The organism is Polaribacter pectinis, from assembly GCF_014352875.1.
Classification (GTDB): Bacteria; Bacteroidota; Bacteroidia; order Flavobacteriales; family Flavobacteriaceae; genus Polaribacter; species Polaribacter pectinis.
The window spans coordinates 1,721,905-1,747,533 of sequence record NZ_CP060695.1 but is presented as its reverse complement, the minus strand read 5'-3'; the positions used below and the strand labels follow the sequence as shown (position 1 = coordinate 1,747,533).

Sequence of the window (25,629 nt, the reverse complement as noted above, 5' to 3'; positions counted from 1 at the left end):
TTTTAGAAAATTAAATTTCTTTGTAAGTATCGTACACAAGTTTTATATTTCCGTAGGAATTCTTTAAAGCCACTTTAGAATCTGCTTCATTTTTAAAAATAACTTTTGTAATTCCTTCTTCAAGTTGAGGTATTAATTCTTTATCATAATTAGAACTCATTAAAAACCAATAAGTTTCTTTTAATTTGTTTCCGTTTTGATAATATATATGATAGGTTGTAATTAATTTTTTAATAATTGTTAAGTTAAAAATACCACATTCTTCTTCCACTTCTCTAATAGCGGCAGTTTTTACGCTTTCTCCTTTTTCAATTCTTCCTTTTGGTAAATCCCATACGTTATTTCTATAAATAAAAAGCACTTCATTTTTAGGGTTTAAAACAAGGCCTCCAGCTGCAGGAACTACCTCAATTTTGTCAAGGAAAATTGCCCAATCTTTCTCTAAATCAGAAGAATATAAGTTAATTCCTTTAATGTTTTTATTTCTTAATTTATGAACCACTTCATCCATTACAACATTCTTAAAAAGATACACAGGAAAATTATTTTCTTTTTTTGAAGAAGATGTGATAATTATTGGTTTATCATTTACAAAAACTTTATACATTTGCGATATGATTTTAAACAAAGATACTGCAAAAAAAACAGCAGAACTTTTATTGCAAATTAAAGCAATAAAATTGAGTCCAAATAAGCCATTTAATTGGGCTTCTGGATGGAAATCGCCTATATATTGCGATAATAGAATTACACTTTCATATCCACCAGTACGTGTCTTTCTAAAAGAAGAAATTGCTAAAATTGCGGAGCAACAATATGGAAAACCAGATGTTATTGCAGGTGTGGCAACAGGAGCAATTGCTATTGGTATTTTGGTTGCACAAGAATTGGGTGTGCCTTTTGTATATGTAAGACCAGAACCAAAAAAACATGGTAGAAAAAACCAAATTGAAGGACATTTAGAAAGCGGACAAAATGTTGTTGTAATTGAAGATTTAATTAGTACAGGAAAAAGCAGTTTAAATGCAGTTGAGGCAATTAAAGAAGCTGGTGGTGTTGTAAAAGGTATGGTGGCTATTTTTTCTTATGGTTTTGAAGTTGCAAGTAATAACTTTAAAGAAAAAAACGTAAGTTTAACAACTTTAAGTAATTATGACAATTTATTAGAACAAGCTTTAGATAGTAATTACATTTCTGAAAAAGAATTAGTTACTTTACAAGAGTGGAGGTCTAACCCAAGTGAGTGGAAACAATAATTTAATATTTTAAGTATGAATATAGAAGGTAATAGCGTAGTTGTAAAAAAATCTCAAAAAGAAATGTTTGAGTTCTTAACAGATTTGAAAAATTTTGAACAGTTAATGCCCGAATCTATTCAGAAATTTGAAGTAGATGGAGATTCTTTTATCTTTGGATTAAAAGGAATGCCAGAAATTAGATTGGTTTTAAAAGACACTACAGAATATTCTAATATTACTTTAGGAGCAGCAAGTAGCAAGTTAGATTTTGAGTTGGTTGCGGATATTGATGAGGTTGATGCAGAAACTTGTGAAGTAAAATTAGACTTTAATGGTAAGTTTAACATGATGATGGCAATGATGGTAAAAAAACCATTGACTAATTTTATAGAAACTTTATCAGACAATTTAGAAAAAGTTTAAGCAAAAGAAATTTCTTTAATTCCGAATTCTTTAATAAGGTCATCTTCTAACGTAACTTGAAGCTTTCCGTCTTTAGAAATTCCGGAAATAATACCCATAAATAAATTACCATTACTATCTTTAAACATAGTAGTGGTATTTTTTTTGAATAAAAATTTAAGATAACCTTGTTCTAAATCATCAAATTTTTCTGAATTTAAAAGTTGAACCTTCTCTTCAATTTTAGAAATTATTTTTTTTAACAAAAAATCTAAATTGTAATCTTTATTCGTTTCAATTTTTAAAGAAGTAACACTTTTAATTGCATTTGAGAAATCAATTTGATTCACATTTAAGCCAATTCCAACAATTGTGTTCTTAATTCTATCTCCAATAAAAGTATTTTCAATTAAAATACCACATATTTTTTTGTTAGCTGACAGAATGTCGTTAGGCCATTTTATAAAAAGTTTTGGTAGTTTTTCATCAGAAAGTACTTCAAAAACAGCCAAAGAAATGGCAAAATTTAAATATTTTTTATGCTGAATAGCAAGGTTTTTAAAACGAATAAATACACTGAAAGTTAGGTTTTTAAAGGGTTTAGACTGCCAAGTTGTTTCTTGTTGGCCACGTCCATTTGTTTGGTTATCTGTTGCAACAACCGTAAAGTTTTCTAGAGTAGAATTCTTTGCCAAATCTTTTAAAAAAGAATTGGTAGAATCGATGGCATTAAGTTTGATTATTTTCAAGTGTTAAATAAACTGTAAACTAGTTCAATATTACATAAAATACTCGCAAAAAAATAATAACTTTGCGATAAATTAGAAAAAAAATTAATGACAAAAAAGCCAGTCAACACAGACGAGTTAATCGCTGCAATAATAAAAGGAATTGATGATGTTAAAGGAGAGAACATTCAATTACTAGACTTACGAGAAATAGAAAATACAGTATGCGATTATTTTATAATTTGCTCTGGTGGTTCTAACACCCAAGTAAACGCAATTTCTGGTTCAGTACAAAAATTAGTAAGCAAAGAACTTAAAGACAAACCTTGGCATATAGAAGGACAAGGGAATTCTGAATGGGTTTTAATGGATTATGTAAACGTAGTTGTGCACATATTTCAAAAACACGTTAGAGAATTTTATGATATAGAAAGTCTTTGGGGTGATGCAAAAATTACTGAAATAAAACCAGTTTAAACTTTTTGATTTTTAAAACACATGAGTAATTCAAATAAAGAGAAAGATTCTAATGCGCCTAAATTTAAGTTTAATGCTTATTGGATTTATGGTGCTATATTTTTAGTATTAATAGCCGTACAGTTTTTTAACAGCGGAGATCTAGCTACAAAAAGTATATCAAAAAACGAATTTACAGAAGTTTTAGAAGATAATGATATCTCTAAAATTGTAGTGGTAAACAATAATATTGCACAAATTTTTATTAAAGAAGAAGCAATTAAAAAAGAGCGTTACCAAAAATTAGTGAATTCTACTTTTTATAGAAAAGGTACTTTTTTATATGAATACAACTTTGGTGATTTACAAAATTTCGAAAATGATGTAGAGAAAATCAGAAATGAAAAAGACTTAAATTTCGATTTAAAAAATGAAAGTAGAACCAGTATGTTCGATACTATCATTGGTTTTTTACCATTTATTATTTTAATTGCTATTTGGTTATTTTTTATGCGAAGAATGTCTGGTGGCGGAAGCGGTGCCGGAGGCGGAGGTCAAATATTTAATATTGGTAAATCGAAAGCTAAATTATTTGATAAAGACACAAAAGTAAAAACAACTTTCGAAAATGTGGCTGGTTTAGAAGGCGCAAAAGAGGAAGTTCAAGAAATAGTAGATTTTCTTAAAAATCCAGAAAAATATACTTCTTTAGGAGGTAAAATTCCAAAAGGAGCATTGTTAGTTGGTCCTCCAGGAACAGGTAAAACTTTATTAGCAAAAGCTGTTGCAGGTGAAGCAGAAGTACCTTTTTTCTCATTATCTGGTTCAGATTTTGTGGAAATGTTTGTTGGTGTAGGTGCTTCTCGTGTTAGAGATTTATTTAAACAAGCTGCACAAAAATCACCATCTATTATTTTTATTGATGAAATTGATGCCATTGGTAGAGCTCGTGGTAAAAATAGTATGACAGGTGGAAATGATGAAAGAGAAAACACACTGAATCAATTACTAACAGAAATGGATGGTTTTGGTACAGATACCAATGTAATTGTATTGGCAGCAACCAATAGAGCAGATGTTTTAGATAGTGCATTAATGCGTGCAGGACGTTTTGACAGACAGATTTATGTAGACTTACCTAACATTAATGAAAGAAAAGAAATTTTTGAAGTACATATTAAACCTTTAAAATTAGCAGACGATGTTAATATAGAGTTTTTAGCACAACAAACTCCAGGTTTTTCTGGGGCAGATATTGCAAATATGTGTAATGAAGCTGCTTTAATTGCTGCAAGAACCGGTAAAAAAGCAATTCATCACCAAGACTTTTTAGATGCTGTAGATAGAATTGTTGGAGGTTTAGAAAAGAAGAATAAAGTAATTACACCAAAAGAAAAGAAAGTTATTGCTTTTCATGAAGCTGGTCATGCAACAGTAAGTTGGATGTTAGAACACGCTGCACCTTTAGTTAAAGTAACCATTGTACCTAGAGGACAATCTTTAGGAGCTGCTTGGTATTTACCGGCAGAAAGAATGATTGTTCAAACCGAACAAATGTTAGATGAAATGTGTGCTACAATGGGAGGTAGGGCAGCAGAAAAAATTATCTTTAATAAAATTTCTACAGGAGCATTAAGCGATTTAGAAAAGGTTACCAAGCAAGCAAGAGCAATGGTTACAGTATATGGTTTGAATGATAAGGTTGGTAATATTACTTATTACGATTCATCTGGAAACGATTCTTTTGTAAAACCATACAGTGATGACACTGCCAAAAAAATAGATACAGAAATTTCTAAAATGATAGAAGCTCAATATGAAAGAGCAATTGAATTATTAGAAAATAATAAAGAAAAACTTACTATTTTAGCAGAACTATTATTAGAAAAAGAAGTTATTTTTAAGGACGATTTACAAAAAATATTTGGAAAAAGACCTTTTGAAGAAGTAGAAGAAAAAATTGAAAGAATAATTGAAGAAGAAGTAAAAGTTCCCCCAGTTATTAATAAAACTGAAGAATAATAAAACATCTTTAATTTAAAAATGAATTTTTTTAAAAAACTATTCAACATTCCAATAAAGGAAGATACAGAGATTCAAAAACAAGAAGTCGAATTATCTTTAGACGACTTGTTTGTGCATAAGTTCCTTGAAAAAGGAGGCAAGTTCCTGTATTGTCTTAAAAAGGAAGAAGTAACATTCAATCTAAAAAATATTCTTAAAGAAAATAATTGGGAAGAAATTCTGTTATTAGATGATAAATTGTCTTCTTTTTTAAACAAAAAAGAGGCAAAAACAACAAAGAATTTTAAATCTGAAGCCCCAGTTTTTACAACTTGCGAACATTTAATTGCAGACAGTGGAGATATTTTATTTTCATCTAACCAATTAAAGAGTACAAAGCTTTTTGAGCTTTCAGAGAACTTTATTGTTTACGCGACTACAAGTCAGTTAGTTAAAGATACTGGTGAAGGTTTAACCGGAATTAAAATCAACAGAAAAGAAAATTTACCAACCAATATTTCTTCAGTAAAAAATTATAATGTCAATAATAATGATGATAATTTTTTAAACTACGGTAACAATAACTCAAAAAACTTATATTTGCTCCTATTAGAAGATTTATAATATGGGTAACCTTTTAAGAAGGAGTTTTTCTGGGATTATTTATGTCCTTATTTTTGTTTCTGCAATTCTTTTTTCTAAAGAATCGTACGTTGTTTTAACCTCTTTATTTGGGCTTCTTTGTATTTGGGAATTCTCTAAAATGATAAGTTTTAAGAGTCTAGTAACATATGTTTTCTTTGCATTAGCATTGTTTTTAATGATGAAAAGACCAGATAGTTATGCTATAACAGGTGTTTTAATAATTACTATTTTATCTTCTCTTTACTTAATTTATCAATTATTTTCCAAAAAAGAGATTTTATTTTCTAATGATAGATCAAAATTAGGGTTAACAATTAGATATCTTATTTTTTCTATGAGTTTTTTAGTGCTTTTACCTTTGTATAAAGGAGAGTACAACCCGTATTTAATGATTTGTATTTTAGTTTTAATTTGGGTAAACGATAGTTTTGCTTTTCTAGTTGGTAAAAATATAGGAAGGAGAAAATTATTTGTAACAGTATCGCCTAAAAAAACAATTGAAGGATTTATTGGAGGTATTGTTTTTGCATTATTAGCAGCATTGTTAATTAGTAAATACAACACAGATTTTACACTTATAAATTGGATTGTTATTGCGGTAATTGTTTCTGTAATAGGTACCATTGGTGATTTGGTAGAATCTAAATTTAAAAGACAAGCTAATATAAAAGATAGCGGGACAATTATGCCCGGTCATGGAGGGATTTTAGACAGACTAGATAGTTTGTTGTTTGCTGCTCCGTTTGTATATTTGTATATAAATTTTATTATTTAAAGTATGATTCGTTTTCACAAAGAAGGGTATAGAATTATTATTATTGCTTTTGTATTATCAATTGCAGGAATTTTATTGGTAGAAAAATTTATTGAAACTAGTTGGTTGGTAATAACAATTCAAATTATAATTATAGCTTTTTTAATAATTATTCTTCAATTTTTTAGAAACCCTAAAAGGTTAACTGTTTTAGGAGATGATACAATCATAGCACCAGTAGATGGAAAAGTTGTTGTAATTGAAGAAGTAGAAGAACCAGAATATTTTAAAGATAAAAGGTTACAAGTATCAATTTTTATGTCACCAATAAATGTTCACGTTACAAGATACGCAATGAGTGGTGTTGTAAAATATAGCAAATATCATCCAGGGAAATATTTGGTTGCTTGGCATCCGAAGGCATCTACAGAAAACGAAAGAACAACCGTAGTTTTAGAAAACAAAACTTTAGGCGAAGTTTTATACAGACAAATTGCTGGAGCTTTAGCAAAAAGAATTGTAAATTATGCTAAAGAAGGAGATAAAGTTGTGCAAGGAACAGATGCAGGTTTTATAAAATTTGGTTCTAGGGTAGATTTATTTTTACCAATTGGTACTAAACTAAATGTAAAACTTGGTGATAAAGTTAATGGAGGAGTTCAAGTGATAGCTGAAAAGTAATACAATGGATAGTGACTTAGACATAGAGTTTAAAAAAGCCTTCGAGAAGATTTCTGCGCTTAAAAAAGGAGTTGCACCAGATGTAATGCTTAAATTTTATGCTTTTTATAAACAAGCAAATTATGGTAATAAGTTCTCTGCAAATAACGGATTAAACGTAAGAAGTGCTTTTAAATTTAATGCTTGGGTGCAATTAAACGGAATGTCATCAGACGAAGCAAAAAAAGAATATATAGCATTAGCAAAAACAATTTTAAAATCATAAAAACTAAATCATGAAAAAAACATATACAGTATTATTTGTAGCAATGTTGGTATTTAATTTTACAGCATGTAAATCTGAATCAAAAAAAGAGAATACAAATGAAGTTACTACAGTAACTAAAAAGAGTAATGCTACTTTTTCATTAAAAAAAGCAACCAACGAAGTTAATTTTACAGCATATAAAACTACAGATAAAGTTGCAGTAGGTGGTCAATTTAAAGAAGTAAATATATTGTCTGGAGGTGAAGGAAATTCTATTAAAGAAGCTATTAATAATACAGAGTTTTCAATTCCTGTAAGTAGTATTTTTACAAAAGATTCTAGTAGAGATTATAAGATTCAAAAGTTTTTCTTTGGAGTTATGGATAAAACAAAATTACTTTCTGGAAAATTATTGATAGAAAACGATTCTATTGGTTCAGCTACAATTATAATGAATGGTGTTTCAGAAAAAGTTCCATTTACTTACACTATAAAAGATAAAACATTTTCTATGGAAGCAACAATGGACGTAAATAAATGGAATGCTGCTGCAGCATTAGCTTCTTTAAATAAAATTTGTGAAGCTTTGCACACAGGTTCTGATGGAATTTCTAGAACTTGGAATGATGTTGCTTTGAATATTTCATCAACTTTTTAAGTTTTTTTTAGGCTATTTGTAAAAAAATGCTATATTTGAAAAATTATTATTAACAAAACACTTTAAATTATATTAGAATTTAATTAACGATTGCCCTTTTTATCCCCCTAACTAATGACTAAAAAAATTTCCCCTAATTTTTTAAGACGTTTAATTGTCTTAATTATTTTTTCAAAATCATTAACATTCTTTTCACAAAATGTAGACGTATCAATAATTGTAGATTGGAACCAATGGTCTACAGAGAATAAAATTGAGTTATATTCTCCTACAGATATAAAACTTCTTACTATTGTACACCCAAATGGTTATTCAGCAGGATCATCTAGTGATGTTTATGACGCTATATTACCATCAACACCATTAAATATATCTGTAAATGATAATATACCAGCAGAATCTGGCTATTACGTAATTTTGTACGATAGATATGGAGATGGTTGGAATAGTAATGGTAACATGTCTATAACTATAGATGGCGTTGCTAATTCTTTTACTTTTGACGGTAATTTTTCTACAAGTGCAACAAATTCAGAAATTACACAAACGGAATATTTTGCTGTAAACAAAACTATTGTTTTAGATGATGCTAGCTTTAGTTACTCCAAAAATAGTTATTGTGGTGCAGATTCAAATCCGACACCAACAATTACAGGCGAAAATGGAGGAACATTCTCTTCAACTTCTGGGTTAAGTTTAAATAGTTCTTCAGGGCAAATAAACATTGCTGCTTCTACAATTGGTAATTATGTAGTTACATATACAACAACAAATCCTGATCAAAATAGTTCAACAAAAAATATATCAATTACAAGTGAAGATGTTGCAACTTTCTCATATCCAACATCAAGAGTAAATAAAAATGATTTAGATTTATTACCAACAACAACAGGCCAAAGTGGTACTTACAGTTCTACTTCTGGTTTAGATATTAATTCTTCTACAGGTGTTATAGATGTTTCTGATTCTACAGAAGGTACATATACTGTTACATACACAACTAATGGAAGTTGCCCAATAACAATAACAGATTCTGTAACAATTATAAATGAAGCTTTTCCTGGAGTATCACAATATCAAAATAGTAGTAAAAAATATATTGAATACATTCCTGGTACAATGCCAATTATTATTTCTGCACCTCATGGAGGAAGACTACAACCTTCAGAATTACCAACAAGAAGTTGTGGAACCAATGAAATGGATGATAATACGGATGTTTTAATTAAAGAAATTCAGAAAAAATGTTTCGATCAATTTGGGGCATATCCATATATTATTGTTAATAGATTGCATAGAAGGAAATTAGATCCTAATAGAAATGAAAGTGTAGCTACTTGTGGTAATTCTACAGCCAAAATATATTTTGATGCTTTTCATGGTTTTATAGACCAAGCAAGTACAGATATTAATAACAAATTTGGTAAAGGTTTGTATATAGATTTGCATGGTCAAAGTCATTCAATACCTAGAATTGAGGCAGGTTATAATTTACCTAGTAGTTCTTTTGATGAAGATTTAAATAATACTTCAACAAATACAACAGAGTTAGCAAGAGTAACTATTAAAAATCTTATTGAAAATAACATAAGCAATTCAACTTTTGAAGATTTAATTAGAGGTGAAAATAGTTTTGGAGGAATCATGCAAGTTACTGGAGGTATACAATATGCTAATTTAGGTTATGCAGGTTGTTCTAGAACTGAGGGTTATAGAACTGTACCAAGTAATATTGGAAACGGAAATCAAGGTTCTTGTGATGATACAAACCCTGGAAGCAATTCTTATTTTGCTGGAGATTATTACAGTAATATTAGACATGGTTCTGGAGATACTTCTACTAATAATTCTGTTGTACAAGGTGGTGGAACTGTAAAAGGTGGTGGAGGAACCATAGACGGAATAATGACAGAAGTTAACAGAAGAGTAAGAGATTTAGGTAGTGTATATTCTTCAACTTACGGTGTTTCTGATGGAAATAGCCCAACAATACCTTATTTTTCTAGAGATTATGCAAAAGTAATTGAAAAATTTATAGACGTACATTATAATGATTTCTCTAATTTTACTTTTACTGAAAATTCATATTCTATTCATGGTTTAGATCCAACTCCTACAATTAATGGAATTTCTGGTGGAACTTTTTCTAGTACTTCTGGTTTATCAATAAATAGTTCTACTGGTAAGATTGATCTTTCTGCATCTACACAAGGAACTTATATGGTTTCTTATACTGCACCAAATGTTGGTGAGTATTATAAAAAAGAATTTCAAATTACTATTAATGACGCAGCAGTAACAAATGAGTTTATAGCAAATTCTGGAAATTGGTCAGATTCTAATAATTGGAGCTTAACAAGATTACCAATTACTATTGATATAGTTTCTATACCTGTGGGTAAAACAGCAAACTTAAACCTAGAAAATGTATTTGTAAATAATATTTCTGTTGCTGGAGTTCTTAATATTAATGCAGGTAAATCTATTACAGTTACTGAAAACTTAACAACAACCGGTACTACCAAAATTAAGTCTAATGCAACAAGTAGTGGATCATTAATTGTTAATGGAACAGTAACAGGAAATATTTCTTACGATAGGTATATTAAAGATAACACAAGTTGGTATTTAATTTCTAGCCCGGTAGAAAATCAAGATATAGATCTTTTTGCAAATGCAACACCATTGCTTGCTGGTTCTGGAAATAATAGAAGTTTAAGTTCTTATAATAATGTTACACCAGGTTGGGATTATTACCAAAATGGAACTACAACTTCTGGTAATTTTACAATTGGTAAAGGACATTCTATTCGTATTTCTTCTGCAGGAAACATAACATTTACAGGAGATTTAAAAACAGATGATGTTGAAAAAGAGGTGAAAGTAGGAACAAATGGTTGGAATTTAATAGGAAATCCATTTCCTTCATTTCTAAACTTAAATGATCCCGCAAATTCAGTAAATAATATTATTGATATTAATTTTAATGTATTACAATCTGGTTTTAAAGCAATTTATTTTTGGGATACTGCTTCTGCTACTTATAAACCATTTAATAATGCTTCAGACGCAAAATATATTTCACCTGGTCAAGGTTATTTTGTTCGCGTAAGTTCTGATGGTATAATTAAGATGAACGAGAATATGCAGAACCATAAATCTGAAAATTTATTCATGAGAGGAGAATCTGAAAGGTTTGAAATAAAGCTTAAAATGAATAACGGAACTTTAGAAAAAAATACAGATATAAAATATATAAACGGAACAACTACAGGTTTAGATGACGGTTATGATGCAGGTTTGTTTAGCGGCAGTTCTACCTCATTTGCTTTGTATACGCATTTAGTAGCAGAAAATGATGGAACAAAATATGCTTTACAAGCTTTACCAGATTCAGATTTTAACTCAATGATAGTTCCTGTAGGAATTAATGCAATAGCAAATTCTGAAATTACATTTTCGGCAGATATTTTAAATATTCCTAATGGATTGAAGGTGTATATTGAAGACAAAGAGTTAAACACATTTACTAGAATAGATGAAACTAATGCTTCATATAAAGTTGAATTATCATCAGACTTAAATAGTGGAGGTAGATTTTATATTCATACAACAACAGAAACTTTATCTATTACAAATGATATTGTTAAAGAGAATATACAAATTTTTAAAACAGGTAAAAGAATTCTAACAATTAATGGTTTAGAACAAGGAAAATCTAAAGTGAAAGTATACAATACAATAGGAAAAGAAGTATTTAATACTAACTTTTCTAATCAACTTTCTAAAGAAATTATACTTCCAAAATTAACATCAGGAATCTATTTTATTCAACTAGAATCTAATTCAAAAAAAATAAATAAAAAAATAATTTTAGAGTAACCCCTAACTTTAATAATAATGAATTTACAAAAACAAACTAGTAAAGAAATTACTAGAAAAGAAGCAATACAAAAAATTGGCAATTACGGTAAATTTGCAGCTTTAACTGCATTAGGCACTTATATCATTTTAAGTCCAGAAAAAGCCCAAGCCGCTTCACCAGAAGATCCAGGAACAGGTTTCTTTTAAATTGAAATTAAACTTTTATTACTTAATATTTTTTTAACCCCTAAACTAAATACAATGAAAACTATTAAAAATCAATTATTATTTGCGTTCATTTTAACTTTTACAATTGCAACAAACGCCCAAGATAGACTTATGACATTGGGTGTGTACTCAAAATCTTTAATTGCAGAAAATATTGCAGAATATAAAGATGCTCCAATTATAGACAACAAAACATTTACTTATGAATATAAAGGCGGACAAGTACTTGTTATTTTTAATGGAAAAGAACATATAGAATACTATAACAACAATAAAAATTATATAAAATCTTCTATTAAATGGATTTCTAGAAGAGAATGTTTAATAACATTAAAAGAAATTAATTTACCAAATTTTCCTTTTAAAACAGGCACTCATTTAAAAATGGAAATTACTAAAATTAGAGGTAGAAACGTATACTACAAGTCTACATTAGGTGGTAGAACTTGGTTAGGTAAAATGAAAGAAGTGGACAGAGACGGGGAGAGCGTTATAGCGGCTAACTAACAGATTTTAGCGCTATATCTAGAGTCGAAAATCGGAAAGAATATCCATTCTTTTCGATTTTTTTTGATGAAAGCCTACTGCCTTCCAAAAGAATAACTGCTAATTCTCCAAAAACCATTTTTAAAATAAAAGAAGGAACTCCAATTGGTAAAAAAGGACGGTTTATATTTTTAGCTAATTCTTTAGAGAATGATTTACTAGTGTGATATTCAGGAGCAACTGCATTGTATGTACCAGATAAATTATTTTCAATGGAATAAATATACATTTCACATAAATCATCAATATGAATCCAAGAGAGATATTGGTCTCCAGATCCAAGAGGAGAAACAACAGGTGTTTTCATTTTCTCTAAAGCACCGCCTTTTTCAGCTAAAACAATACCTGTTCTTAAAATGGTAACAGGAATTTCTAAAGCTTTAAATTGTGTTGCTGCAGCTTCCCATTTTACACATACTTCACCTAAAAAATCGTTTCCTGCTTTGTCTTTTTCTTCGTAGATTTTATCTGTGGTTTTAGCTCCATAAAAATTACTTCCGGAAGCAGAAATAAATCCTTTTAATTCTATTTTTTGAGCCTTTATTTTATCAAAAATTAAATTTGCTGTTTCAACACGGCTATCAATAATTACTTGTTTTCTTTTATCAGTCCAACGTTCATCAGCAATTCCAGCACCAGCTAAATGAATTATATAGTCTAAATTTTCTAATACTTTTTCATCAATAAAATCTTTAGAAATATCCCATTTATACTCATTTTTAGCAGAAGGATTTCTGCTTAAAATTCTTACTTCATGATTTTTTTTAACTAATAATTCAGTAAGTCTTGTACCTACTAATCCTGTACCACCTGTAATTAATATGTTTGCCATATTGTAAAGATAAAAAAACCGCAATCTAAAAGATTGCGGTTTTTATAAATAATCTTTATAAGGTTATTTAATTTCTGTCATAGTATTGGTTATTAATGTTTTTAAGTGATTTTTATGTGCTTTAGTAGCAATATCACCCGTATTATTACTAACCCAAGTTTTAATGTTTTTAAGATTGTAAATTGCCATTGATTTAGCTGCAACAGGATATCTACTACTAGATTTTCCTGTAATTATATTAATCAATCCTTTAGTATAGGCAGCTTGTAAATTCTGACGGAAAGAATTAACGCTTCCTCTAATATCTTGTTTAAACATTGCATTGTTTAAATCTGTCATATAAGTAGATAATTTATATTCGTTTCCATACAATTCTGAATTTGAAATTCTTTGCAATGTATTCGGGTGCATAATATGTGCTAAAATTCTAGTTTGATAACTTAAAACTTGCTCATGAATTTTTGGGTCTTCTGTCCCACTAAAGAAATTATAGCCTCTTCTTTGTCTTGCTAAATAGTTATATACGTCTGCTGGTGCATTAAATGCATCTGGAGCAAAAACATATTTTTCTAAAGCATTCATTGCTCTTTTTTGGTCTTCTAAACTTACTGGAGTGTAAGGTTTAACAGATGCATCTTGCCCAGGTTTAGTTCTATCAACATAAACACCACCAATAAATCTTGATATAACACCAGCAGCAGTTGCAGATTGTCCACTTAAAATATAGTAAGCTTGTCTTAATTGCATGTAAGATTCACCAGAAGTTCCAAAACGAGTTTTAATATCTTTCATCATTGAATTAGATAATTCAATTCTGTCAATAGAATATCTAATTTGGTCGTTAGATAAATCGCCAATCATAACTCTTGGGTCAATTGCTTTTCCAGGTGAACGCATATCATCAGCATCATTTCCAAAAATTAATGCAGGTTCTGTAGATCTTGCTAATAAAGCTTCTCTTTCAGAATCTGATTTAAAAGGTGTGTAACCAAATTGAATAGCCCAAACATCATAAGGTCCAACAGCCATATCGTAATATTGCCCTTGTTTGCTTCTGTCTTTTGTTAAGTTGATTCCTGCATAATCCATCACTGAACCAGTTAACGCTTTTCCTTTAATGAAATTTGCATCTGCTAATTGTTCTGGAGAAAATAACTGACTTGCTTTCATATTGTGATTCAATCCTAAAGTATGCCCAACTTCGTGCATAATTAAAGATTTCATTCCTTGTTCTTTCATTCCTTTCATTTCTAAATCAGAAGCTCCAGCTGCAGCTAAAACCGTTTGACCGAACAATGTGTTTTCATGCATTAAATGCCCTTTAGAACAGAATAAATGATTGTTTTTATTTTGAAAGAATTTTGCTTTTTCTTCTTCTTCAGTTTCCGCAGTAAAGTTTAAGGCTGCAGCATTGTTAAAAACTCTATCATAATAAACTCTGTTTGTAAAATGCACATATTCTAACATAATATCTGCTCCTAAAATTTCTCCAGTTCTTGGGTTTACAAAACTTGGCCCATAACCACCAAAAGGAGGATTAGGAGAAGATGTCCAACGTAAAACATTGTAACGAACATCACCAGCATCCCAATCTGCGTCATCTGGTTGTACTTTAACAACCATTGCATTGTTAAAACCTGCTTTCTCAAAAGCTTCATTCCAAGCTAACACACCTTCTTTAATAGTTTCTATAAATTCTTTTGGCGTTGTATTCTCTATCCACCAAGTAATTGGTGTAACTGGTTCAGAAATTGTTGCATTAGGATCTTTTTTCACTAATTTCCATCTGTGAATAAAATCTCTATAATTTACAACATCTGTAGATGTCATATCATTTGTTTCTGTTAAGAAATAACCTACTCTTGCATCATCTAATCTTGTTTCATAATCGCTTTCTGGCATATTCATAAATGTATGAAAAACCTTAATAGAAACATTTCTACCATCAGTAACTGCTGCGCTTCCGCCGTTTAAAACAGAAGGGTTATTGTAAACATATTCAGTTTTAACGTTTGTGTTCTCTGGATAATTTTTAATTTCTTCTACTTTAGACTTTCCTTTGTCAAATCTTCCTAAACTAAAAGCTAAAGGAGAACTTCCTGGAAATCTTGGTCTTTTAACTCTCGTAAAAGTTTCTGATAGAAATAATCCATCTGCATCAATTAAAAATTCTCCGGTTTTTTCATCTTCTGCTAAAATTTTACCAGCGGCAACAACTGCATCACTAATATTTGCTTCAGAGGATTTAGAAATTGCATTGTTTTTATCAAAATAGAAAGCAGTATTAGGTGCAATAAATTCTAATCTGTTAAAAAATTTTTTCAAATTAAAAACAGTAGAGCCTTGGTAAGCACCTCTAAATTGACCTGCTTCTACAACTCCGTCTGCAATTTGAGAGAAGTAGATAAAATCTTTATTTAATTGGTCTTTTTTTACTAATAATTTTACAGAACCTGTAATTGTGTCTTGAAAAATAGTAAATAAGCCCTCTATTTTTTTACTACTCTTTGTTAAATCTTTAATAGATTTTCCTTTCTTTTTAGGAGGTGTTTTTTTAACAGTCTCTTTTTTGTCTTTTTTCTTTTTCCAAAATTGGGCATTTGAATCTTGCACACCTAAAATTGTTAGGGTTAAGAACAAAGAACAAATGATTTTAAATGACCTTGAGTTGGTTGTTTTCATGTGATTATTGAGTTGATTAATAAAGTGTTAAATTAAATTTTAAATAATAATTGAATGTTAATTTTATGATAAAATGAATTTTATAACTAAAAGACGCTGTTTTTTTAAATTAGTTACATTTTAATTTGATTTTTTTTATTTGTCATAAAAGAATTCAATAATAAGATATGCTAAACAAATGTTAATCTGTAAATAAAGCTATTAGAAAGCCGTATTTTTATAGTGATGAAAAATAAAGAAAACAGAAAAGGATTTGTCTTTAAAACATACGAAGCAGAGAACCAATCTCCGTTTGAAATGCTTTTTGAAATTTTTAAAGAACTCATAACACATACTTCTGGAGATTTTGATGAAGCCATAGATTGGTTGCGTTCTTTGGATAAAGAATATAAATTAACAGACGAAAATTATACCATTGACGATTTTATTGAAGATTTAAAAAAGAAAGGCTACATAAAAGAAGAAATTAATGGTGATGGAACAGGAGGAACAAAAATTACTCCGAAAACAGAACGTGCGATTAGACAACAAGCGTTAAACCATATTTTTGGAAAGATAAAAAGAAGTGGTGCAGGAAATCATAAAAGTAAGTCTCCAGGAATTGGAGATGAACATACTGGAGATTTTAGAAATTATCAATTTGGTGATGCTTTAGACAAAGTATCCATCACAGAAAGCATTAGAAATGCTCAAATAAATAACGGAATAGACAACTTTCACCTAACAGAAAACGATTTGGTGGTTGAAGAAACGCTTCATAAAAGCCAAATGAGTACTGTATTAATGATTGATATTAGTCATTCAATGATTTTGTATGGAGAAGACAGAATTACGCCTGCCAAAAAAGTTGCAATGGCTTTGGCGGAATTAATTACAACTCGTTATCCAAAAGACACGTTAGATATTATTGTTTTTGGAAACGATGCTTGGTCTATCAAAATTAAAGATTTACCTTATTTGCAAGTTGGGCCTTATCACACAAATACTGTTGCTGGTTTAAATTTAGCGATGGATTTATTGCGAAGAAAACGAAATACCAACAAACAGATTTTTATGATTACAGATGGAAAACCAAGTTGTTTACGTTTGCCTGATGGACAATATTATAAAAACAGTAATGGTTTAGATACCCATATTGTAAACAAATGTTATGCAATGGCACAACAAGCCAGAAAATTACACATTCCAATTACCACTTTTATGATTGCTCAAGATCCATATTTAATGCAATTTGTAAGAGCATTTACGCAAGCTAATCAAGGGAAAGCATTTTATACAGGCTTAAAAGGTTTGGGAGAAATGATTTTTGAAGATTATGAAACGAATCGAAAAAAGAGAATTAAAGGATAATAAATAGCCCATCTAAATCTTCCCAAAGGGAAGACTTTTAGCAAGTTTGAGGGAAAAAAGAAAATTATAAATAACACACACACAGATAAACACAACAGTATTTCCTTTCCTTCGGAAAGGATTAAGGATAGGCTTATGAATTTAGAAAACATAAAAACATTAGGAGAATTAAAAAAATCAGGATATAAATCAAAATCCATTAAAGACGAATTACGAGAAAACCTCATTAGTAAAATAATGAATAAAGAAACTGTCTTTAAAGGAGTGCATGGTTATGAAAATACCGTAATTCCTGAATTAGAACGTGCAATATTAAGCAAACATAATATTAATTTATTAGGTTTAAGAGGACAAGCTAAAACACGTTTGGCAAGATTAATGGTCGATTTATTGGATGAATTTATTCCAGTTGTGGAAGGTTCAGAAATTAATGACGATCCACTGAATCCTATTTCGAGATTTGCGATTGAAACTATTAAAGAAAAAGGAGATGAAACGCCTATTTTTTGGTTACACAGAAACGAACGTTTTGCTGAAAAATTAGCAACACCAGATGTTACTGTTGCAGATATTATTGGTGATGTAGATCCAATAAAAGCAGCAAACCTAAAATTGAGTTATGCTGATGATAGAGTGATACATTATGGAATGATTCCACGTGCAAACAGATGCATTTTTGTAATTAATGAATTACCAGATTTACAAGCTAGAATTCAAGTAGCGCTTTTTAATATTTTACAAGAAGGCGATATTCAAATTAGAGGTTTTAAATTGCGTTTGCCATTAGATATGCAATTTGTATTTACAGCAAATCCTGAAGATTACACCAATAGAGGAAGCATTGTAACTCCACTAAAAGATAGAATTGGTTCGCAGATTTTAACTCATTATCCAGAAAACATAGAAGTAGCAAAAGTAATTACACAGCAAGAAGCGAATAAAGCAAGTTCACAAAAAGAATTTATAGAAGTGCCTGAATTGGCAAAAGACTTATTAGAACAAATTGTTTTTGAAGCAAGAGAAAGCGAATATATAGATGCTAAAAGTGGCGTAAGTGCACGTTTGAGTATTTCTGCTTTTGAAAACCTTTTAAGTACTGCAGAAAGACGCGCACTAATTTCTGGTGATGAACAAACGATGATTCGTTTAAGCGATTTCGATGGAATTATTCCTGCAATTACAGGAAAGGTAGAATTGGTTTATGAAGGTGAACAAGAAGGTGCACATGTTGTTGCAGAAACATTAATTAAAAATGCGATTAAAACATTATTTCCTGCTTATTTTCCTGAAATTAAAAAATTAGAAAAACAAGATGCAGAAACACCTTATGATAATATAATTTCTTGGTTTTTTAATGCTAAAGATGATTTTGAATTGTTAGATGAATATACAGAACAACAATATAAAAATGAGTTAGATAAAATAAAACCTTTAGATGATTTTATAAAAGAACAGCAACCAAATATGAATGAAGCTGACACTTATTTTATGAAAGAATTTGTTTTATGGGCTTTGGTTGAATTTAAAAAATTAAGCAAACACAGATTTACAGAAGGTACACAGTTTAAAGATCCTTATGGAAGTTTTATAAGTGGATTATAGAAATATTAAAAGAAGCGAGAAATCGCTTCTTTTTTGTTTTATTCTAACTTAAACATTTTAATAGGTTCATGATTACCACGTTTTAAATTCTCACACATAATCAAAGCTTTGTCAATTTTTTGTTGGCTGGTTTTATAACGAATAACACCATAAATAATACTTCGTTTTTTTCCTGCTGTAAAGCTTTCAAAAATTTTATAAGCATCATAATCGCTCATTAAAACTGCTTCTAATTCTTCTGGCATCTCCACACCATATTTAGAAGTATCTTCAAAAAGTTGTATTTCAAATTCATCCCCTAAAGACAAACCCAATTCTTTTTGTTTTTGTTTAGAAATCATCATTTTAAAATCTCCAGAAATTTTGTCTTTTTTAATTGCTGCGTAAAAATCAAGCTTCATATTATTGAAATTGAGCTCCACTTTTACACGATTCATTTTTTTATCTGCAAAAGGTTTATAAACCGAATTAGGAATAAATATATTGTGATTATTTATGTGAGTCAATTTTAGTTTTTCTGTTTTCATATTTACCAATTTCCTCTAGATTTCATATTTTTTTCACAAAGAGAAACAATTTCAGCAATTCTTTTTTCTCTTGTTGCTGGTCTTTTTGCTTGATTTACCCAATACAAATAACTCTTTCTGTAACTTGGCGCAAAATTATTATAGTTTGTAAAAGCGGTTTTGTTTTTATTGAATTCGATTTGTAAATCATCAGGAATAATCCCTTTTTCAACATCATCCAAAGCAGTCCAAGAACCATTTTTCTTTCCTAATTTTATAATTTCTAATCCGTTTTTGTGCATTAAATTAGCTTTCGATAATTCTTTAATGTATTTTTTATTTAAAGCACTCCAAACACTTTTAGGATTTCTTTTGCAGAAATATTGTCTACGTTTTCCATTTCCTAAACTTTTTACGGTAGAATCTATCCAACCAAAACACAAGGCTACTTTTACAGCTTCTTCCCAACGCATAGATTCTTCATCATTTTCTACTTTATAAAAAATAAGATAAATGCCTTCTGAAACTTCATGATTTTCGGACAACCAATTGCGCCATTCAACATCATTTTTAAAGTAAAATTCTGGTTTAGTTGTTTTTGGCATATTTTCCTTTTTTATATCTTTTTGTAGGAATTGAATCTAAAATATAAGGAATTGAAATCAACCCGTTTTTAGTTGGTTTATAAATTACAAAATGCAAATGAGGTTCTGTAGACATTCCTGTGTTGCCAGAATAACCAATTAATTGGCCTTTCTTAATAGTATCACCAACTTTAACTAATACACCGTTTTTCTTTAAATGAGCATATTGTGCAAACGTTCCATCATCATGAAAAATAAAAATCATATTGGCGTCATTTAGATATTTCTTGCTACTGCCTCCAATATTAGAATCACTTTTTATTCTAATAACAATACCTTCTCTCATGGCGCAAATTTCTTGTCCAACATTCATTTTAATATCTATTGCGTATCTAGATCCATCACCTTTGTGAGTAAAATTAGTGTTTTGGCCCTGTAACACTTTATATCTTTTCCCTTTTAAGAAAGGCAAGTTATAATTGTATAAAGTATCATATTTTTTGAAAGAAGATTCCCCATAATGTAGCGTAAATTTATAGTTTTTAATAATTGTACTTGTATCAATTTTAGATTGATGAAATTTTAAAACAGTTAAAGTGTCTGGTTTTTCAAAATCAAGATAAGTTTCCTTTTTATTGGTTATATCTTCAATTTTTAAAAATGATGTAGAGATTACATTATTTTTTAATACTACAAAAAGTGAATCATCTTCATGCTCAAAAGTAATATAACCAGGTATGTTATCCTTTTTTGAACAAGAAGCAAAGAGCAATAAAATGAATAGAATTCTTAAAAACATAAACTTATCTCAAAATTTTGTTTGGGAAAACCACCACACTTTCATGTCCATTATCGCCAACTGCAGCAACACCAAAAAAGAAATTATCTATTACAATTCCATCTAATGTAAATTCGGTAGTTTCTACATATCTAGAATTGTCCCAAGTAGGAGAAGTAGTATCTCTCCAATAAATTTTGTAGCCTTTTGCACCTTCCACTTTAGTCCATTTTAATTTTGCAGATGCTTCTACAATTCCGCCAATTGCAACTTCTTTTGGAGCTTCTGGCGCCCAAGCTAAACCTGCTAAATTAATTGCATTTACAGCTGTTAATTTTTTAGCATAATCGAAATTTACATGCTCAAAAGTATCTCCGTATTTTATTCCGTTTTCTACTCTAATATCTTGGTGTTGCTGTGTATAATTTTCATGTGCTTCCATAATTCTAATTCCAGCAAAACCTAAATCGTTAAAAGGTCTATGATGCCCTCCACGTCCAAATCTGTCTAGTCTATATATCATCATTGGGTTCATTTCTGGCATGTATGTTTTTACATTTTTATGAATGTATCTTGCTAATTGACGCGAAATTCCATCAACTTCACCACCATAAAAACGACGCATTTTTCTCTGATTTTCCGTTTCATTTGCAGGAACAGGTTCAGAGAAAATTCTAAAAGATCTATTGTCAATAACACCATCAACTCCAGTTATATTACCAATCATATCATTATTTAAAATGCCGATAATTTCCCAACCATATTCTTTGGCATATTTTGCCAAACCTGCACCACCAAAAAGACCTTGTTCTTCACCAGATAAACCAACATAAATAATACTACTTTCAAATTTATATTTACTTAAAACCCTTGCTGCTTCAATAGTTCCTGCCATTCCTGATGCGTTATCATTTGCACCTGGAGCATCTGTTGTAAAATCCATAGTATCACTTGCACGAGAATCTATATCTCCACTCATAATTACAAATTTATTCGGGTATTTTGTGCCTTTTTGTATAGCTACTACATTTACAACCCAAGCATCATGAGGAACTCTTCTATTTCCCTCTTTTGTAACAAAATCTTTCTGATAAAATGTATTGATACAGTTATTACAATCGTTAGAAATTTTATCAAATTCAGATTTTATCCAACGTCTTGCAGCTCCAATTCCACGTGTTTTAGAAATGGTATCAGAAAACGTGTTCCTTGTTCCGAATTCGGTTAAAGTTTTTATATCTGATTTTATTCTATCGGCAGAAACTGAATTGATAATATCATATATTTTCTGATCTGTTTGTGCAGAAACAGTTATTGTAATCAATAGGAGTAATAATGTTATTTTTTTCATGAGTTTATTCTTTAAAATACCAAAACGGAATTGTAATATCGGTTACTTTTATAGTGTCTTTTTTTCTTTTTCGTAATCTTTTTAATTTTAAAATATGTTTTCCTTCAGAAAGGTTTTTAATATTAATATATGTTTCAAAACCTATTTGGTCTTTTTTGTTTTTAGAAATTAAAAAATCTGAATTAAACTTTAGCGAGTCTATATAAACTTGGTGAGTTGTATTAAAAATTTCTAAATATTTGTTAGTTAAACTGTCTCGTACTTTTAGAGAGCTTGTAGAATCGTATTTTATAATATCAGAATTAAAACCTCTCTTGTCCTCTTTTGGTTTTAAAGTAGGATGATATGTATACATTTGGTTTTCTAAATTACCCGTAAAAACTTTAAATACTTTTAGATAAGAATCTGTTATAACTTTAGATTGAATTGTAGCCATAGTAACAAAATCATCATCATTAATTAATAAGTTTTCGTAGTTTTTTGTATTCAAATATGCAGTGGAAACATATTTTGCAGAATCTAAATAATTTGTTTTTTTCTGTTTAAAAGAAACTAAAACTGAAATGGCAATATATGAAGGCACTAAAAATATACTCAACCTTTTTGTGAATCGATTATCTAAAAAATTATAAACTAAAGGTCTGTATAAAAACGTTAGCGTTAAAAAACTAAACACCCAATAGAAAGGAAAATAAATTTTAGATAACCATTTTTTCTTTTTTAAATATCCTTGTGTTAAAAAATCTATAAATACCATTAAAGTACCAATTACCAGAAAACATATTAGAAATACTCCAATAATTGTTCTTGGTACTTCTGGTAAACTGTCATTAGATATTATTAAAATTGCTACTGCAACAAAGCAAAGTATTGTTATTGAGATTGAAATAACATAGAAAATAAGTAGGAAAGTAACAGCAAATAAAACACTACAATAATTCTCTAAAGTGGCTACATATTTATCAAAAGAAACAATACGTTTTTTTAAATACTTTGTAAATCTATTATGATAATTCAGTTTTTCAAAATCGATATCACCAGAAACATAACGTAATCCTAGAGCACCTATCCATAAACCTCTTAAAATAACATGAATTAGAAGATTAAAAATAAGAATAGAACAAGCAATAAAAGCGGTTAATAATAACGCAAAAGAGTAAAACTGTTTGTCGTTTTCTGCAATAATCATTGCAGTTCTTACATGAGGAATAGCGGTGATTAAACCAAAAATAGCAAAACCAGAAATTAGCAATTCTAACTGCCAACTTTCTTGCTGTAATTTATCTAGTAATTCTCTAAACTTACTGTCTTTATAATCATTACTCATCAAAAAAATATTTTGAATAAAGATAGGAACTTTTTAAAAACAAAAAAACCACTTCACATAAAATGAAATGGTTTTAAATTAAGTTTTGGGTAATTGCTTATTCTTTGTCTAATTTTTTAGTTTGTTTAAAACCAACTAATAAAGAACCACCTGCACATAAAAAGATAGATGCAGCATACAAAGTTTCTGAACTAATATAATTATCTGGTCTGTTTTGCCAATCTCCACTGTAACCAAAATTATAGCTTAATAAACTTCCTAATAAGATTCCAACTCCAATTCCCATTGCTAATAAACCTAAATTCAAGATTAAAACTTTCCAAAAAGGTGCAGCTTTTCTATTTTGATTTGTCATAAAAATAGAAGCATCTGCTCCTTTTTCTATTAACGCCATACGTTCTTTGTTTCTGGTTGAAAAATATAAATAGAATACTCCAAATATGCTTCCAAATATTACTGCTAAAACTGCTACTTCCATAATTTATTTTTTTAAGTTTAAAAATGATTAATTTTATTGTGTTTGTAGCTTTGACGATTACTTTTAAAAGTAGGTTACAAAAAATGATAAAAAAAATAAAAAAATATTTTTTTAAAATTATTTCATAAAAACTGTAACCTATTTATATAAGAGACAGTCAAAGATAAAATGACTAACAACAACGACCAACTATATATAACAAAAGTCATTAACGGAGATACAAACGCATTTGCTTATCTTGTTGATACTTATAAAAACCTAGTTTATTCTTTGGCATATAAAATGACAAAGAATAGGGAAGAGGCAGAAGAAGTTAGTCAAGATACTTTTATAAAGGCATATAAAAATTTAAAGAACTTTAAAGGAGATTCTAAATTTTCTACATGGTTGTATAAAATTACGTATCATGCATGTTTAGATAATATCAAAAAGAATAAAAAGAACCAAAATACGTTTGAAATTAATGAGATTACATTCAATCAAATAAAATCGGTTGATGATATTTTACAAGGAATAGAAAGAAAAGAACGTGCTAAAATTATGGATGCTTGTTTATTAAAATTACAAGAAGACGAGCGTTCTTTAATTTGGATGTTTTATTATGATGAGTTAAGTTTGAAAGAAATTATGGAAGTAACTCAATTATCTGAAGCCAACATAAAAGTAAAATTACACAGAGCAAGAAAGAAGTTATTGGCAATTGTAGAAGAGAATGTATCACCAGAAATAATTAATCATTATGGGAGAAAATAAACACATAAAAGAATTAGATGCTTTTGCAAAAAAGTATGTAAAAGAAATAAAAGCAGAAAAACCTTCAATAGATTTTACTGCTTCTATAATGCAAACTATTGCCGAAGAAAAGACAGCTGACGTTTTTAAAACGACTGCATTAATTTCCAAGAAAGTTTGGTTTTTAATATTGGGTTTACTTGCTGCTGCAATTTTTATCCCTTTTAAAGAATCTAAAGGAACAAGTTTAAATATGCCAGAAATTCATTTTTCTTTCCTAGAAAAAATTCAGATTTCTAATTTATTTGAATCTATTTCAGTTTCTAATACGGTTTTATATTCTGTGTTTTTCTTCGGATTAATGGTAATTGCACAAGTGGTTTTCTTAAAAAATCATTTTGATAAACGATACCACTAAAACTCTAAATAAAGTATATGATTAGGATTCGAATGTGTTTCTGAAATTCTAAAATCGTAATCGCCCACTTTTTTAAAACCCATTTTTTTGTAGAAAGAAATTGCTTTTGCATTCTCTACCCAAACTGCTAACCAAATTCCTTTTTGATTGTTTTTTTTAGCCAATTCAACATTAAAGTTGAAAAATTCCTTCCCTAAATTTAAGCCATAAAACTCTTTTAACAAATACAATCTACTCATTAAAGTGATGTTTTTATCAGCTACAATTTCATTTTCTGAATTGAAAACAATTTTAGAATATCCAGCAACTTCACCCTTATAATAGATAATATAATATTGAAAATTAGAGTTCGATAACTCTTCAATAAAGTTTTTTTCGTTAAAATTATTAGAAATATAACTGTCTATATCTTTTTTTGGAGCCGAATGACCATGAGCAGGTAAAAAAGAAGCAACACTAATTTTAGCTAAAAGTTTTGCACTTTGTAGTGTAGCCTTTTCAATTTTTATCATTTTTAAAATAAACTCGAATTAAAAAT

The 25,629-nt window shown here is 29.2% G+C and carries 27 protein-coding genes; 16 read left to right on the top strand and 11 right to left on the bottom strand.

Features of this window, described 5'->3' with window-relative positions; all coding sequences use genetic code 11:
- Positions 1-10: 10 nt before the first annotated feature.
- Positions 11-607: an NUDIX hydrolase gene (locus H9W90_RS07965; protein ID WP_187481104.1), complete on the bottom strand. Its 597-nt coding sequence runs from the start codon at positions 605-607 to the stop codon at positions 11-13.
- 7 nt (positions 608-614) lie between these two features.
- On the opposite strand from H9W90_RS07965, the gene pyrE reads away from it, so the two are divergent.
- Together pyrE and H9W90_RS07955 are read left to right on the top strand one after the other, a co-directional pair.
- A complete protein-coding gene (gene pyrE, locus H9W90_RS07960) occupies positions 615-1,256 on the top strand; it encodes an orotate phosphoribosyltransferase (RefSeq protein ID WP_187481103.1) in 642 nt (213 codons plus the stop codon).
- A gap of 15 nt (positions 1,257-1,271) precedes the next feature.
- The gene (locus tag H9W90_RS07955; protein WP_187481102.1) at positions 1,272-1,661 is read left to right on the top strand and encodes an SRPBCC family protein; all 390 of its coding nucleotides are present in this window, start codon (positions 1,272-1,274) and stop codon (positions 1,659-1,661) included.
- Here the strand turns inward: H9W90_RS07955 and H9W90_RS07950 are convergent.
- Entirely contained in the window at positions 1,658-2,389 is a 732-nt protein-coding gene (locus H9W90_RS07950) for a biotin--[acetyl-CoA-carboxylase] ligase (protein ID WP_187481101.1), read from the bottom strand. The two genes, H9W90_RS07955 and H9W90_RS07950, sit on opposite strands and share 4 nt — an antisense overlap.
- Before the next feature lie 87 nt (positions 2,390-2,476).
- Here H9W90_RS07950 and rsfS point away from each other — a divergent pair, with 87 nt between their 5' ends.
- The 10 genes from rsfS to H9W90_RS07900 all read left to right on the top strand — a co-directional run bounded on the left by rsfS (position 2,477) and on the right by H9W90_RS07900 (position 12,412).
- Positions 2,477-2,845, top strand: a complete 369-nt coding sequence (gene rsfS / locus H9W90_RS07945) for a ribosome silencing factor (protein WP_187481100.1) — start codon at positions 2,477-2,479, stop codon at positions 2,843-2,845.
- A gap of 21 nt (positions 2,846-2,866) precedes the next feature.
- Positions 2,867-4,846, top strand: coding sequence for an ATP-dependent zinc metalloprotease FtsH (gene ftsH, locus H9W90_RS07940; RefSeq protein WP_187481099.1), 1,980 nt, complete (start codon positions 2,867-2,869; stop codon positions 4,844-4,846).
- Between the two features lie 21 nt (positions 4,847-4,867).
- Positions 4,868-5,452, top strand: coding sequence for an LUD domain-containing protein (locus tag H9W90_RS07935; RefSeq protein WP_187481098.1), 585 nt, complete (start codon positions 4,868-4,870; stop codon positions 5,450-5,452).
- A 1-nt stretch (position 5,453) separates the two neighbouring features.
- The gene (locus tag H9W90_RS07930; RefSeq protein ID WP_187481097.1) at positions 5,454-6,248 is read left to right on the top strand and encodes a phosphatidate cytidylyltransferase; all 795 of its coding nucleotides are present in this window, start codon (positions 5,454-5,456) and stop codon (positions 6,246-6,248) included.
- A gap of 3 nt (positions 6,249-6,251) precedes the next feature.
- Positions 6,252-6,908 (top strand): phosphatidylserine decarboxylase family protein, encoded by a 657-nt coding sequence (locus H9W90_RS07925; protein WP_187481096.1) that lies wholly within the window; start codon positions 6,252-6,254, stop codon positions 6,906-6,908.
- A gap of 4 nt (positions 6,909-6,912) precedes the next feature.
- Positions 6,913-7,173, top strand: coding sequence for an acyl-CoA-binding protein (locus H9W90_RS07920; protein WP_187481095.1), 261 nt, complete (start codon positions 6,913-6,915; stop codon positions 7,171-7,173).
- Positions 7,174-7,183: 10 nt separating this feature from the next.
- Positions 7,184-7,813, top strand: coding sequence for a YceI family protein (locus H9W90_RS07915; protein WP_187481094.1), 630 nt, complete (start codon positions 7,184-7,186; stop codon positions 7,811-7,813).
- Between the two features lie 114 nt (positions 7,814-7,927).
- Complete coding sequence (locus tag H9W90_RS07910) at positions 7,928-11,695, top strand: T9SS type A sorting domain-containing protein (protein ID WP_187481093.1); 3,768 nt, start codon at positions 7,928-7,930, stop codon at positions 11,693-11,695.
- 18 nt (positions 11,696-11,713) lie between these two features.
- Positions 11,714-11,884 carry a hypothetical protein gene (locus tag H9W90_RS07905; RefSeq protein ID WP_187481092.1) on the top strand — a complete coding sequence of 57 codons (171 nt, stop codon included), beginning with the start codon at positions 11,714-11,716 and terminating at the stop codon, positions 11,882-11,884.
- Positions 11,885-11,938: 54 nt separating this feature from the next.
- Positions 11,939-12,412 (top strand): hypothetical protein, encoded by a 474-nt coding sequence (locus H9W90_RS07900; protein ID WP_187483895.1) that lies wholly within the window; start codon positions 11,939-11,941, stop codon positions 12,410-12,412.
- Here H9W90_RS07900 and H9W90_RS07895 read toward each other — a convergent pair.
- Together H9W90_RS07895 and H9W90_RS07890 are read right to left on the bottom strand one after the other, a co-directional pair.
- Positions 12,405-13,283 (bottom strand): TIGR01777 family oxidoreductase, encoded by an 879-nt coding sequence (locus tag H9W90_RS07895; protein WP_187483894.1) that lies wholly within the window; start codon positions 13,281-13,283, stop codon positions 12,405-12,407. The two genes, H9W90_RS07900 and H9W90_RS07895, sit on opposite strands and share 8 nt — an antisense overlap.
- Before the next feature lie 63 nt (positions 13,284-13,346).
- Entirely contained in the window at positions 13,347-15,965 is a 2,619-nt protein-coding gene (locus H9W90_RS07890; protein WP_187483893.1) for a zinc-dependent metalloprotease, read from the bottom strand.
- A gap of 225 nt (positions 15,966-16,190) precedes the next feature.
- Between H9W90_RS07890 and H9W90_RS07885 the strand changes: the two genes are divergently transcribed.
- Positions 16,191-17,315, top strand: a complete 1,125-nt coding sequence (locus H9W90_RS07885; RefSeq protein ID WP_088354646.1) for a vWA domain-containing protein — start codon at positions 16,191-16,193, stop codon at positions 17,313-17,315.
- A gap of 135 nt (positions 17,316-17,450) precedes the next feature.
- The gene (locus tag H9W90_RS07880) at positions 17,451-18,917 is read left to right on the top strand and encodes a MoxR family ATPase (protein WP_187483892.1); all 1,467 of its coding nucleotides are present in this window, start codon (positions 17,451-17,453) and stop codon (positions 18,915-18,917) included.
- Between the two features lie 38 nt (positions 18,918-18,955).
- Here the strand turns inward: H9W90_RS07880 and H9W90_RS07875 are convergent, their stop codons facing one another.
- From H9W90_RS07875 to H9W90_RS07850, 6 genes are all read right to left on the bottom strand, one after another.
- Complete coding sequence (locus tag H9W90_RS07875; RefSeq protein WP_187483891.1) at positions 18,956-19,444, bottom strand: YdeI/OmpD-associated family protein; 489 nt, start codon at positions 19,442-19,444, stop codon at positions 18,956-18,958.
- A 2-nt stretch (positions 19,445-19,446) separates the two neighbouring features.
- On the bottom strand, positions 19,447-20,028 hold the full coding sequence (locus H9W90_RS07870; protein WP_187483890.1) for a YdeI/OmpD-associated family protein: 582 nt from the start codon (positions 20,026-20,028) through the stop codon (positions 19,447-19,449).
- Entirely contained in the window at positions 20,012-20,806 is a 795-nt protein-coding gene (locus tag H9W90_RS15485) for a M23 family metallopeptidase (RefSeq protein ID WP_187483889.1), read from the bottom strand. The genes H9W90_RS07870 and H9W90_RS15485 overlap by 17 nt, the downstream gene beginning before the upstream one ends.
- 4 nt (positions 20,807-20,810) lie before the next feature.
- Positions 20,811-22,136, bottom strand: a complete 1,326-nt coding sequence (locus tag H9W90_RS07860; protein ID WP_187483888.1) for a M28 family peptidase — start codon at positions 22,134-22,136, stop codon at positions 20,811-20,813.
- A gap of 4 nt (positions 22,137-22,140) precedes the next feature.
- Positions 22,141-23,463 (bottom strand): hypothetical protein, encoded by a 1,323-nt coding sequence (locus H9W90_RS07855; RefSeq protein ID WP_187483887.1) that lies wholly within the window; start codon positions 23,461-23,463, stop codon positions 22,141-22,143.
- Between the two features lie 97 nt (positions 23,464-23,560).
- Positions 23,561-23,941 carry a DUF6249 domain-containing protein gene (locus H9W90_RS07850; RefSeq protein WP_187483886.1) on the bottom strand — a complete coding sequence of 127 codons (381 nt, stop codon included), beginning with the start codon at positions 23,939-23,941 and terminating at the stop codon, positions 23,561-23,563.
- 168 nt (positions 23,942-24,109) lie between these two features.
- On the opposite strand from H9W90_RS07850, the gene H9W90_RS07845 reads away from it, so the two are divergent.
- Positions 24,110-24,694: an RNA polymerase sigma factor gene (locus tag H9W90_RS07845; RefSeq protein ID WP_187483885.1), complete on the top strand. Its 585-nt coding sequence runs from the start codon at positions 24,110-24,112 to the stop codon at positions 24,692-24,694.
- On the top strand, positions 24,681-25,091 hold the full coding sequence (locus tag H9W90_RS07840) for a hypothetical protein (RefSeq protein ID WP_187483884.1): 411 nt from the start codon (positions 24,681-24,683) through the stop codon (positions 25,089-25,091). The genes H9W90_RS07845 and H9W90_RS07840 overlap by 14 nt, the downstream gene beginning before the upstream one ends.
- Here the strand turns inward: H9W90_RS07840 and H9W90_RS07835 are convergent.
- Positions 25,088-25,603 (bottom strand): GNAT family N-acetyltransferase, encoded by a 516-nt coding sequence (locus H9W90_RS07835; RefSeq protein WP_187483883.1) that lies wholly within the window; start codon positions 25,601-25,603, stop codon positions 25,088-25,090. The two genes, H9W90_RS07840 and H9W90_RS07835, sit on opposite strands and share 4 nt — an antisense overlap.
- Positions 25,604-25,629: the final 26 nt, after the last annotated feature.

Excerpts from the sequence above, each read along its gene's own strand:
- H9W90_RS07870 (WP_187483890.1), bottom strand. The coding sequence starts at position 20,028 with ATGCCAAAAACAACTAAACCAGAATTTTACTTTAAAAATGATGTTGAA.
- H9W90_RS15485 (WP_187483889.1), bottom strand. The coding sequence starts at position 20,806 with ATGTTTTTAAGAATTCTATTCATTTTATTGCTCTTTGCTTCTTGTTCA.
- pyrE (WP_187481103.1), top strand. The coding sequence starts at position 615 with ATGATTTTAAACAAAGATACTGCAAAAAAAACAGCAGAACTTTTATTG.
- H9W90_RS07845 (WP_187483885.1), top strand. The coding sequence starts at position 24,110 with ATGACTAACAACAACGACCAACTATATATAACAAAAGTCATTAACGGA.
- H9W90_RS07900 (WP_187483895.1), top strand. The coding sequence starts at position 11,939 with ATGAAAACTATTAAAAATCAATTATTATTTGCGTTCATTTTAACTTTT.
- H9W90_RS07965 (WP_187481104.1), bottom strand. The coding sequence starts at position 607 with ATGTATAAAGTTTTTGTAAATGATAAACCAATAATTATCACATCTTCT.
- H9W90_RS07910 (WP_187481093.1), top strand. The coding sequence starts at position 7,928 with ATGACTAAAAAAATTTCCCCTAATTTTTTAAGACGTTTAATTGTCTTA.
- H9W90_RS07855 (WP_187483887.1), bottom strand. The coding sequence starts at position 23,463 with ATGAGTAATGATTATAAAGACAGTAAGTTTAGAGAATTACTAGATAAA.
- ftsH (WP_187481099.1), top strand. The coding sequence starts at position 2,867 with ATGAGTAATTCAAATAAAGAGAAAGATTCTAATGCGCCTAAATTTAAG.
- H9W90_RS07955 (WP_187481102.1), top strand. The coding sequence starts at position 1,272 with ATGAATATAGAAGGTAATAGCGTAGTTGTAAAAAAATCTCAAAAAGAA.
- H9W90_RS07920 (WP_187481095.1), top strand. The coding sequence starts at position 6,913 with ATGGATAGTGACTTAGACATAGAGTTTAAAAAAGCCTTCGAGAAGATT.
- rsfS (WP_187481100.1), top strand. The coding sequence starts at position 2,477 with ATGACAAAAAAGCCAGTCAACACAGACGAGTTAATCGCTGCAATAATA.
- H9W90_RS07850 (WP_187483886.1), bottom strand. The coding sequence starts at position 23,941 with ATGGAAGTAGCAGTTTTAGCAGTAATATTTGGAAGCATATTTGGAGTA.
- H9W90_RS07930 (WP_187481097.1), top strand. The coding sequence starts at position 5,454 with ATGGGTAACCTTTTAAGAAGGAGTTTTTCTGGGATTATTTATGTCCTT.
- H9W90_RS07835 (WP_187483883.1), bottom strand. The coding sequence starts at position 25,603 with ATGATAAAAATTGAAAAGGCTACACTACAAAGTGCAAAACTTTTAGCT.
- H9W90_RS07840 (WP_187483884.1), top strand. The coding sequence starts at position 24,681 with ATGGGAGAAAATAAACACATAAAAGAATTAGATGCTTTTGCAAAAAAG.
- H9W90_RS07880 (WP_187483892.1), top strand. The coding sequence starts at position 17,451 with ATGAATTTAGAAAACATAAAAACATTAGGAGAATTAAAAAAATCAGGA.
- H9W90_RS07895 (WP_187483894.1), bottom strand. The coding sequence starts at position 13,283 with ATGGCAAACATATTAATTACAGGTGGTACAGGATTAGTAGGTACAAGA.
- H9W90_RS07925 (WP_187481096.1), top strand. The coding sequence starts at position 6,252 with ATGATTCGTTTTCACAAAGAAGGGTATAGAATTATTATTATTGCTTTT.
- H9W90_RS07905 (WP_187481092.1), top strand. The coding sequence starts at position 11,714 with ATGAATTTACAAAAACAAACTAGTAAAGAAATTACTAGAAAAGAAGCA.
- H9W90_RS07875 (WP_187483891.1), bottom strand. The coding sequence starts at position 19,444 with ATGAAAACAGAAAAACTAAAATTGACTCACATAAATAATCACAATATA.
- H9W90_RS07935 (WP_187481098.1), top strand. The coding sequence starts at position 4,868 with ATGAATTTTTTTAAAAAACTATTCAACATTCCAATAAAGGAAGATACA.
- H9W90_RS07890 (WP_187483893.1), bottom strand. The coding sequence starts at position 15,965 with ATGAAAACAACCAACTCAAGGTCATTTAAAATCATTTGTTCTTTGTTC.
- H9W90_RS07915 (WP_187481094.1), top strand. The coding sequence starts at position 7,184 with ATGAAAAAAACATATACAGTATTATTTGTAGCAATGTTGGTATTTAAT.
- H9W90_RS07885 (WP_088354646.1), top strand. The coding sequence starts at position 16,191 with ATGAAAAATAAAGAAAACAGAAAAGGATTTGTCTTTAAAACATACGAA.
- H9W90_RS07860 (WP_187483888.1), bottom strand. The coding sequence starts at position 22,136 with ATGAAAAAAATAACATTATTACTCCTATTGATTACAATAACTGTTTCT.